At 65.5% G+C, this 9,205-nt stretch carries 11 protein-coding genes; 8 read left to right on the forward strand and 3 right to left on the reverse strand.

Annotated features, from left to right (window positions below; translation table 11 throughout):
* Positions 1–553 (forward strand): sensor histidine kinase (locus ACV4UX_RS15105; protein WP_491594109.1); only part of this gene is annotated, 553 nt, incomplete at its 5' end.
* Positions 554–740: 187 nt separating this feature from the next.
* Positions 741–1,157, forward strand: a complete 417-nt coding sequence (locus ACV4UX_RS15110; RefSeq protein WP_491594110.1) for a secondary thiamine-phosphate synthase enzyme YjbQ — start codon at positions 741–743, stop codon at positions 1,155–1,157.
* Between the two features lie 48 nt (positions 1,158–1,205).
* On the opposite strand, the gene ACV4UX_RS15115 is transcribed toward ACV4UX_RS15110, so the two are convergent.
* Positions 1,206–1,775, reverse strand: coding sequence for a tetratricopeptide repeat protein (locus tag ACV4UX_RS15115; RefSeq protein WP_491594111.1), 570 nt, complete (start codon positions 1,773–1,775; stop codon positions 1,206–1,208).
* Between the two features lie 202 nt (positions 1,776–1,977).
* Between ACV4UX_RS15115 and ACV4UX_RS15120 the strand changes: the two genes are divergently transcribed.
* From ACV4UX_RS15120 to ACV4UX_RS15145, 6 genes are read left to right on the forward strand one after another with little or no spacing between them, the layout of a single operon-like run.
* On the forward strand, positions 1,978–3,102 hold the full coding sequence (locus tag ACV4UX_RS15120; RefSeq protein WP_491594112.1) for an ABC transporter permease: 1,125 nt from the start codon (positions 1,978–1,980) through the stop codon (positions 3,100–3,102).
* Positions 3,102–3,857 (forward strand): ABC transporter ATP-binding protein, encoded by a 756-nt coding sequence (locus ACV4UX_RS15125; RefSeq protein WP_491594113.1) that lies wholly within the window; start codon positions 3,102–3,104, stop codon positions 3,855–3,857. The genes ACV4UX_RS15120 and ACV4UX_RS15125 overlap by 1 nt, the downstream gene beginning before the upstream one ends.
* On the forward strand, positions 3,854–4,846 hold the full coding sequence (locus ACV4UX_RS15130; RefSeq protein ID WP_491594114.1) for an MlaD family protein: 993 nt from the start codon (positions 3,854–3,856) through the stop codon (positions 4,844–4,846). Before ACV4UX_RS15125 ends, ACV4UX_RS15130 begins: the two co-directional genes overlap by 4 nt.
* Positions 4,843–5,586: an ABC-type transport auxiliary lipoprotein family protein gene (locus tag ACV4UX_RS15135; protein WP_491594115.1), complete on the forward strand. Its 744-nt coding sequence runs from the start codon at positions 4,843–4,845 to the stop codon at positions 5,584–5,586. The genes ACV4UX_RS15130 and ACV4UX_RS15135 overlap by 4 nt, the downstream gene beginning before the upstream one ends.
* 34 nt (positions 5,587–5,620) lie before the next feature.
* A complete protein-coding gene (locus tag ACV4UX_RS15140) occupies positions 5,621–6,973 on the forward strand; it encodes an AAA family ATPase (RefSeq protein WP_491594116.1) in 1,353 nt (450 codons plus the stop codon).
* A gap of 3 nt (positions 6,974–6,976) precedes the next feature.
* Positions 6,977–7,555: a retron system putative HNH endonuclease gene (locus tag ACV4UX_RS15145; protein WP_491594117.1), complete on the forward strand. Its 579-nt coding sequence runs from the start codon at positions 6,977–6,979 to the stop codon at positions 7,553–7,555.
* 81 nt (positions 7,556–7,636) lie between these two features.
* On the opposite strand, the gene ACV4UX_RS15150 is transcribed toward ACV4UX_RS15145, so the two are convergent.
* On the reverse strand, positions 7,637–8,476 hold the full coding sequence (locus ACV4UX_RS15150; RefSeq protein ID WP_491594118.1) for a cyclase family protein: 840 nt from the start codon (positions 8,474–8,476) through the stop codon (positions 7,637–7,639).
* Between the two features lie 82 nt (positions 8,477–8,558).
* A partial coding sequence (locus ACV4UX_RS15155; protein ID WP_491594119.1) for a type III PLP-dependent enzyme domain-containing protein occupies positions 8,559–9,205 on the reverse strand: 647 nt, incomplete at its 5' end.

Genomic DNA, 9,205 nt, shown 5'->3' on the forward strand with positions numbered 1-9,205 from the left:
GATCATCAGCAGCCTGCTCAGCCTGCAGGGCCAGGGCGTCACCAACGCCGAGTCCCGGCGGATCATCGGCGAGAGCCAGGGGCGCATCATGTCCATGGCCCTCATCCACGAGCAGCTCTACCGATCCCAGGACCTGGCCAGGATCGACATGGCCGGCTACCTGTCCGCGCTCCTCCCGGCGATCCAGGCGGCCTTCAAGGGGACGTGCGCGGTGGCCGTGCGCACCCGCGTGGCCCCCTTCACTCTGGCCCTGGACCAGGCCATCCCCTTCGGGCTCATCGTCAACGAACTGGTCACCAACACCTTCAAGCACGCCTTCCGGGACAGGGAGCGCGGCGAGGTGGGAGTTCTCGCGGAAGTACGGGGCGCGATCGTCACCCTGACCATCGAGGACGACGGCGCCGGGCTGCCCGCCGGGTTCTCCATCGACTCCCTGGCGTCGCTCGGCCTGCAGATCGTCTCCATGCTCACCGACCAGTTGCACGGGACGCTCTCGGCGGCCTCGGACCGGGGCACGCGTTTCGTCCTTGAGTTCCCGCTGCACGTCCCCTGAGCGCCGCCGGGGCGAGGCCGCCCGGGCCCGAAGCCCCGCGCCTGCAGGCTGCCGCGGGCAAGCAGGGCGCGCGGGAAACCGTCCGGAACCGAAGCCCCGCGTCGCCGCCTCCCCCCCCGGGAACCGCAGGGCGCGCGGCGGCCTTCCGGGGATTGAAGCCCCGGCCCCGCCCGGCTACAAAGCCCCCATGAAAAGCTACCGCAAGGAACTCTGGTTCGAGGTCCCCGGCCGCAGGGCATTCGTGAACATCACCCCCCAGGTGCGCCAGTGCCTGCGCGAGTCCGGCGTGCGCGAGGGGCTCGTGCTGGTGAACGCCATGCACATCACCAGTTCGGTTTTCGTCAACGACGACGAATCCGGCCTGCACCACGACTACGAGGTCTGGCTGGAGAAACTGGCCCCCCACGCCCCCGTGGGGCAGTACCGCCACAACGTGGGCGAAGACAACGCCGACGCCCACATGAAACGCCAGATCATGGGCCGCGAAACCGTGGTGGCCGTCACCGCCGGGGAGCTGGACTTCGGCCCCTGGGAACAGATCTTCTACGGCGAGTTCGACGGCGGACGCAAAAAGCGCGTGCTGGTGAAGATCATCGGGGAATAGGCCCGGCGGCCGGAACGCGCAACCGCGCGCCCGGCCACCCATGCGGGACTAGAGGCTCTTGTACTTCTCGGGGATCTTCAACTTGGGGTTGAGCTTCTTGGCCATGGCGAAGTCCTGCTTGGCCTGGTCGGGGTTGGGCGGGGACATGTTCATGGCGCAGATGCCCCGGTTGTAGTAGTAACCCGCCGTGATGATGCTGGGCTGCGACTTCTCGATGGCCTTGCTGAAGTCCTTGTAGGCTTCGGCGTGCTTGCCCTGCATGGCCAGGGCGCGGCCGCGCTCGTAGAGGGCGTTTTGCAGATCTGGATTGAGTTCGATGGCCTTGTTGAAATCCTGGACGGCCTCGTCCGTCTGCTTCTTGTTGGACTTGCAGGCGCCCCGGTCGGCGTAGGCGTTGGACAGGATGTCCTTGGGCGTTTTGGGGTTGTCGATCACCTTGCTGAAGGCCTCGATGGCCGCGCTCCACTTGCGGGCGTTCATCAGGTCCACGCCCTGGGCGTAGGTGGCGCTGATCATCTGGGCCTCGGTCAACTGAGCGGCCTTCTTGGCGGCCTGGGCCGGTTGCACGGAGACAGCCAGCAGGACGGCGAGGCTGGCCGCAAGCAGGAATCTGGGCATGGTGTCCTCCGAGGGGTTTGGGGTGAAGGGCTATACCAAACTGTATGCCCCTTTCCACGCCCGCCCGCAAGGAGCGGATCGCTCCCGCCCGCACCCGCGAAGCCGGATGAACCATGTTTCATGTTCGCCTGCGGCGGCCCGCGCATTGACCGGTCCACGCCCTTGGCGTAGGCAGGGCTCGGCCCCGCAAGAAGGACTCGCCATGCCAAGCTCCCCCACCGCCAGACTCGCCGCCGCGCCCGCCCAGGGAGGGCAGCGCGTGCGCCTGTCCGGCCGACTCGACGCCAAGGGCGTCGCGGAACTCTGGAGCGACGCCCTGCGCCGGGCCTCCCGTCCCGGCCCCTGCCTGGAGGTGGACGCCTCGGACGTAAACTACTGCGACGGCTCGGGCCTGGCCCTGCTCCTGGAAATGCGCCGCAAGGCCGAGGCCGCCGGAGCCTCGTTCCGGCTTTCGGGACTCAACGCGCGCTTCCAGGCCCTCTACGACGAGTTCTCCCCCGCCGACCTGGACGCCCCCCCGGAGGAGCAATCCCGCCCGGGACTGCCCGAGGAGGTGGGGCGCAAGGCCATGGTCCTCTTCGAGGACATCTTCGCCCTGGTGACCTTCGTGGGCGAGTTCGCCACGGCCCTGGCCGCAGCGGCCGCCAATCCCGGGCGCGTGCGCTGGCGCGACGCCCTGCGCGTGGCCGAAACCGCCGGGGCCGACGCATTCCCCATCATCGTGCTCATCGGATTCCTCATGGGGCTCATCATGAGCTTCCAGTCGGCCATGCCGCTCAAGCAGTTCGGGGCCGAGATCTTCGTGGCCAACCTGCTGGGCCTGTCCCTATTGCGCGAGTTGGGTCCGCTGGTCACGGCCATCATCCTTGCTGGGCGCTCCGGTTCTGCCTTCGCCGCCGAGATCGGCACCATGACCGTCAACGAGGAGATCAACGCCCTGGTGACCATGGGGCTGGACCCCGTGCGCTTCCTGGTGGTCACGCGGGTGCTGGCGGCCATGGCCATGACGCCCCTGCTCACCATCTTCTTCAACCTGGCGGGGCTGGTGGGCGGCGCGCTGGTGATGCTCTCGCTGGGCTATCCGCTGGTGAGCTTCGTCAACCAGGTGCAGGCCTACGTGACCCTGGGGGACTTCACCGGCGGCATGTTCAAGGCCCTGGTGTTCAGCCTGCTGGTGTGCGCCATCGGCTGCCAGCGGGGCCTGCGCACGCGCGGAGGGGCCAGTTCCGTGGGCGCGGCCACCACTAGCGCGGTGGTTTCGGGCATCATCCTCATCGCCGTGGCGGACGGAGTGTTCGCCGTGGTCTTCTACGTGATGGGCTGGTGATGGCCGTCTGCCTGGCAGTCGAGAACCTCACCCTGGGCTACGGCGACACCGTGGTGCTCAAGGACCTGTCGTTCAGCGTGGAGCAGGGCGAGGTGTTCGTGATCCTGGGGGGCTCGGGGTGCGGCAAGTCCACGCTGCTCAAGCACCTGATCGGGCTCTACCCGCCCATGTCCGGCAGCATCCTGATCCACGGACGCGACATCGCAAGGGCCCAGGGCCGGAAGCGCCGGGAGATCCTGCGCTCCTTCGGGGTAATGTACCAGTCCGGCGCGCTCTTCGGATCGCTCACGCTGCTGGAGAACGTCTGCCTGCCCCTGGAGGAGTTCACGCGCCTGCCGCGCGATGCCCGCGAGGCCGTGGCGCGCATGAAGCTCAAGCAGGTGGGCCTGGCGGGCGCCGAGGCCAAGCTGCCCTCGGAACTTTCGGGCGGCATGCAGAAGCGCGCGGCCATCGCCCGCGCCATGGCCCTGGACCCGGGCATCCTCTTCCTGGACGAGCCCCAGGCCGGCCTGGACCCCGTCACCTCGGCGGGGCTGGACGAGCTCATCTTGACCCTCTCGGCCAACATGGGCATCACCTTCATCATCGTCAGCCACGAGCTGGCCAGCATCTACGCCATCGCGAACCGGGTCGTAATGCTCGACGGGGCTTCCAAGGGCGTCATCGCCATGGGCAAGCCCGCCGAGCTGCGCGACCACGCCGCGAACCCCAAGGTGCGCCAGTTCTTCAACCGGGAGGCTCAGGCCAGACCATGAGCGCGCGCGCCAACTACTTCAAGCTGGGCCTTTTCATCCTGAGCGCCTCCGCCCTCACGGTGCTGGCCCTGTTGTTTTTCGGGCTGGGCTCCCTGCGCAAGGACAAGATCATGCTGGAGAGCTACTTCGACGAGTCCGTGCAGGGGCTCGACGTGGGCTCGCCGCTCAAGTTCAAGGGCGTGAAGATCGGCTCGGTGGAACGCATCCGTTTCGTCTTCAACAAGTATCACGACATCAAGGACATCCCCTTCCGCTACGTGCTCGTGGAGATGAGCCTGGACCGAGAGTCCGCCCTGGCCATCAAGACCCGCGAGGACCTGCGCGAGGCCATCCGCCGCGAGGTGGAATACGGCCTGCGCGTGCGCATCGCCCCCCAGGGCGTCACGGGGACGGGCTACCTGGAGATGGACTACGTCAACCCCAGGACCAACACCCCCCTGCCCATCGACTGGACCCCGGAATACTACTACGTGCCCTCCTCCCCCTCCACCATGGCCCGCCTGGAGGAGACCTTCGAGACCTTCTCCAAGCTCATCCGCAAGATCGAAGAGGCTGGAGTGGACACGGCCGTGGGCAACCTCAACGGCCTGCTGGTGGGCCTGCGCGACGCCGTGAAGGAGGCCCACGTGGGCGAACTCTCCGCCAACGTGGACAGCCTCATCACCGACCTGCGCAAGACCAACGACCACCTCCAGCACCTCATGGGCAGCCGCGAGTCCAAGGAGGCCCTCTCCCACCTGCGCGAGGCCCTGGCCAACATCAAGGTCTCCACCGACAACCTGCCCCAGGCCATCGCCGAACTGCGCAAGCTCCTGCGCGAGGCCAGCACCATCCTGGCCAGCCAGCGCGACGAGGTGCAGGGCCTGCTCCAGCAGGGCCGCCAGGCCTTCGAGAACCTCAACGACCTCACCGGCGACGCCAAGCGCAACCCCTCCCGGCTGTTCTTCGGCGCGCCCCCGGCCAAAACCAACCCGGAGAAGAACAAATGAACCGGCCAGCCGCCCCGTTCCACCGCGCCCCGAACCGCGCCCACCGCCCGGAAGGTCCGGCCGCCCGCCCCCGGCGCGCAAGCGCCCCCAGCCTTCTGACGCCAGGCGCCCGGCGGCTGCCGGGACTGCCCGCCCTGGCCGCGCTCTGCCTGGCCCTGGCCTGCCTGGCCGCAGGGTGCTCCACGCCGCTCAACCGTCCGGCCCCGGAGCGCAGGCTCTTCAACATCACGGCCGTGCGGGCCGAGGCCGCCGCCCCGGCCCGGGACAAGAGCGTGCTCAAGGTGCGCCCGCTCCAGGTGAGCCCGGCCTACCAGGGCAAGGAGATGGTCTACAGGCTGGACGAGGTGAGCTTCGAGGCCGACTACTACCACGCCTTCTTCGTGCAGCCCGCCCTGAACCTGACCCAGCAGACCGAGCAGTGGATGGGCCGCGCGGGGCTCTTCGGCAACGTGGTGGACTCCACCAGCCAGGTCCAGGACACCCACCTGCTGGAGGGCATGGTCAACGCCCTCTACGGCGACTTCCGCGACCGCGCCGCGCCCAAGGCCGTGCTGGAGATCCAGTTCTTCCTGCTGAAGAACCAGAACGAGCGCTACCAGGTGGCCTTCTCCAAGAACTACCGCAAGGAAGTGCCCATCCCGGCCAATTTCAAGGACGCCTCGGGTTTGGCCGAGGGCTACAACCAGGCCCTGGCCCAGGTGCTGGGCGAGCTGGAGGTTGACCTGAAGGGCGCGAAGTAGCTAACCTTCTGGAAACGATTCCGAGGATTTCCGCATGACATGCCCCTACCGCCTGCAAGCCATCGCGTTGAAAGACGTCGGGGTCTTCGACGACGTGCTGATCCATTTCCCGCCCATCGAGGACGCCGAGGCCGACAAGGAACTGGCCGAGGTGCACCTGTTCACCGGGCCGAACGGGTGCGGGAAGAGCACGTTGCTGTATGCGATTGCGAGGTTGTTTTCTCTCAAAGAACGTGGCCTGGTTGACAGACGATTCCGATCTGAAAATTCAACAATTGACTACAAATTCAACAGCACTCCCTTCAAACTGACTAACGTCTTCAGAGAATCACCCGAAGGACTCTCGTGCGACTTTGGACAACTCACTCACTCCACAGAATATGGATCATTTTCGATTGCGCTCGACACAGCAACTATCACAAACAAAACAACAAGCCCTCTGAATTATCACTACGGAAGACTAGCCACTGACATTGACTATTTCGTGTCAACAAAAATGTCATATTGTGTCGCCGCATATTCTGGCCAGCGCAACATCAAAGACTACATAGTCACAGCCATCAAAGAAAACACTGAACACCCTCTCAAGGAAGCCCTCTCATTCTCATCACAGAGCATTAATAGCGTTACGCAATGGATTGCCAGCACCATAACAAAGTATGCCGTCTCGTCACTCGACAAAACGAAAGAACCAAACCAGTATCTAAAGAACCTTTACAATATTCAAGACTTCATTCGCGACATCTCTGAACTGAACGTCTCCTTCGATTTATCCACAGAACCCCTCGCCGTCACCATGACCGTCAACGGCGACAAAGTCCCCCTGGACACCCTTCCCGACGGCCTCAAGTCCATCCTGAGCTGGGTTTGCGACCTCGCTCAGCGACTGGAGCGCATTCCCTGGGCGCAGCCCGGGGACATTTTCTCCCAGCCCATCATTCTGTTGCTGGACGAGATCGACATCCACCTGCACCCCAAGTGGCAGCGCCGCATCCTTCCGGCAACGCAGAAGCTCCTGCCCAACGCGCAGATTTTCGCCTCCACGCACTCCCCCTTCGTGGTGGGCTCCGTGGACCACGCCTGGATTTACGAGCTGCCGGAGAAAGGAAAGCAGCGCGAGCGCGAGATCAAGGGCATCCGCTCCAATCCCGCCAAGAGCTACAGCCTGATCCTCAAGGAAGTCTTCGACGTGAAAGAGGAGTTCGGTGAGGAGATCGAAAAGCAATTCGAACGCTTTTATTCGCTGCGAGACAGCTACCTCAAGACGGGCGAAGGCAAAGAAGAGCTGTTTACTCTGGCGGAGGAGTTACGGCCCAGCAGCGAGGAGGTCTCCTTCATCGTGGACCGTGAACTGCGCCAGATCAACCGCATCAGACACGCCTCCTGACGCATGTTGCCGTACAACAGGCCGGAAGAGCCGCAATGCCTCGCGGCGAACGCCTTGGCGTGGAGAGACAATTATCTCGCAAAAAAGGCAGCTCATGCGAAAACGTCCTTTTCATGGCCTGATACAAGCTGTGGCGCTGTTGTTCGCGAGAAACTATTTGAGCCAACAGGCGATCGATGCGCCTTCTGTGACGGCACGGCAGGCGTGGAAAGCAGAAAGACCATCGAACATTTCAAACCTAAAAAAACATCTCCCGAACTGGCCTACACCTGGAACAACCTGTTCCCGTGCTGTGACGTCTGCCAATCCAGGAAGGGTGAAAAGTATGGTCCAGACCTGATCAATCCTGCCGATCCGGCGTACTCGTTCGAGGCGTATTTCATCGTCGACTACTTGACCGGCGCAATAGCCCCCTCTCCAGCCGCCTCGGAGGAGTTCCAAGCCAAAGCCCGTTTCACCATTGCTCTTTACGGGCTGGATATTGCTACAAGACGCACGGCAAGACTGCGCGAGGCAAGACGTTTCGCCGAATCGAAGGCAAAACAACTCGACGAATTCGACTACCGTTGGTTCCTCGAGTGACAGCCCTAATCGCCAAGACAACGAGTATGCCCGAGGTGGCTCCCGAAGTCTGAACCGATTCCGAAACGCTCCGCCCTCCCCTCAGGGCAGGATGGCGAACACCCGGGCCGGGAAGCCGGAGCCTCCCTGAGGCTTGGGGAACGCGGCCACCACCAGCGCGCCGGACTCCGGGACCTGGTCCAGGTTGGCCAGCAGTTCGATCTGGTAGCGGTCCCTCCCCAGCACGTAGGCCTCCAGGGAATAGTCGTCGCGCGAGGTGGCGAGGCCCGGGTCGGTGTCCGTGGTCTCGTGGCCCGAGGTGGTGATTTCCCGGACTTCGTAGAGGAATTCCAGCACCTCCAGGCTCCAGCCGGGAGTATGGGACACGCCCGCCTCGTCCTTGTTCTGCATGGCCGCCGCGTCCGGCCAGCGCCTGGACCAGTCCGTGCGCAGTGCCACGAACGCCCCCCGCGGGATCTCGCCGTTGCGGCTCTCCCACGCGCGCACGTCGTCCAGGGTGACCACGTAGTCCGGGTCGGCGGCCACGGCCTCGTGCACGTCGAGCACCACCAGGGGGAGGATCATCTCCTTCACGTCGATCTGGTCCACGGTGCGCAGGCCCGGCACGAAATGCGCGGGCGGGTCCACGTGGGTGCCCCACTGGCCCGGCAGGGAGTAGCGCTGCGCGAAGAAGCCGCTGCCCGCCGAGCCCTTGCCCGGCTCGTACCAGTAGAGAACCTCCCGCTGCTCGTCGGGGAAGCCCTTCCAGTGCGGGATGCCCGGCGCGAAGGCGTGGGTGAGGTCCACGAAGCGCTTCCGGCTGATCACCCTCCAGGCGTCCTGGAGCGATTCCACCTCGGCTGCCGGGCTGGCTTCCACGGCGGCCAGAACCAGCAACGCCGCCAGCATCAACCCCGCCCGCACGATCTTCCCGCGTCGCATGGCTCCCCCGTTCGCCCCGTGCGTTCCCTGAAGCGCGCAACCGCCCTGCCCGGGCCGGGCCGCCCCCGTCCGCTCCTTTCCCTCACCCCCAGAAGCGCAGCACGTCCTCCACGGACTCGCGCGCCTTGAGCACTTCCACGCCGCCTTCGTCCACGCCCAGGACCTTGGGGGCCTGACGGCTGTTGTAGCGCGACCACATGGAGAGCGTGTAGGCCCCGGCGTCGCGCACGACGAGCCAGTCGCCGGGCGCCATTTCCGGCAGCTCCCGGCCCCGCGCCAGAAAATCCCCGGCGAAGCACAGCGGCCCGGCCACGTCCCAGGGGGTGCGCGGCCCCTCCTTGGGCGTTCCGTCCGGGGCGGCCACGTCCAGTTCGTGCCGCCAGGTGTCGGGCAGGTAGCAGGGCCGCAAAAACATGTCCGCCCCAAGGTGCACCACCGCCGTGCGCCTTCCGGGCTGCTCCTTCACATACTCCACCCGCGCCGCCGCGAAGCCCTGCCCCGCGAACATCCAGCGTCCGAACTCCGTGAACAGGCGAAGCGATCCGTCCCACAGTTCGGGGCACTCCCGGCGCAGGGCCTGGGCGTACTCCTCCATGGAGGGAGCGGGACTCGAAGGACCGTAGCTCACGGGCAGGCCGCCGCCGATGTCCAGGCGCGTGACGCGCCGCCCGCCGCAGGCCCGGTCGATCTCCCGGCCCAGGTCCAGGAGCGCCCGCGCCCCTGCCGTGA

It is taken from the genome of Fundidesulfovibrio sp. (assembly GCF_058402725.1).

Excerpts from the sequence above, each read along its gene's own strand:
- ACV4UX_RS15110 (WP_491594110.1), top strand. The coding sequence starts at position 741 with ATGAAAAGCTACCGCAAGGAACTCTGGTTCGAGGTCCCCGGCCGCAGG.
- ACV4UX_RS15115 (WP_491594111.1), bottom strand. The coding sequence starts at position 1,775 with ATGCCCAGATTCCTGCTTGCGGCCAGCCTCGCCGTCCTGCTGGCTGTC.
- ACV4UX_RS15120 (WP_491594112.1), top strand. The coding sequence starts at position 1,978 with ATGCCAAGCTCCCCCACCGCCAGACTCGCCGCCGCGCCCGCCCAGGGA.
- ACV4UX_RS15125 (WP_491594113.1), top strand. The coding sequence starts at position 3,102 with ATGGCCGTCTGCCTGGCAGTCGAGAACCTCACCCTGGGCTACGGCGAC.
- ACV4UX_RS15130 (WP_491594114.1), top strand. The coding sequence starts at position 3,854 with ATGAGCGCGCGCGCCAACTACTTCAAGCTGGGCCTTTTCATCCTGAGC.
- ACV4UX_RS15135 (WP_491594115.1), top strand. The coding sequence starts at position 4,843 with ATGAACCGGCCAGCCGCCCCGTTCCACCGCGCCCCGAACCGCGCCCAC.
- ACV4UX_RS15140 (WP_491594116.1), top strand. The coding sequence starts at position 5,621 with ATGACATGCCCCTACCGCCTGCAAGCCATCGCGTTGAAAGACGTCGGG.
- ACV4UX_RS15145 (WP_491594117.1), top strand. The coding sequence starts at position 6,977 with ATGTTGCCGTACAACAGGCCGGAAGAGCCGCAATGCCTCGCGGCGAAC.
- ACV4UX_RS15150 (WP_491594118.1), bottom strand. The coding sequence starts at position 8,476 with ATGCGACGCGGGAAGATCGTGCGGGCGGGGTTGATGCTGGCGGCGTTG.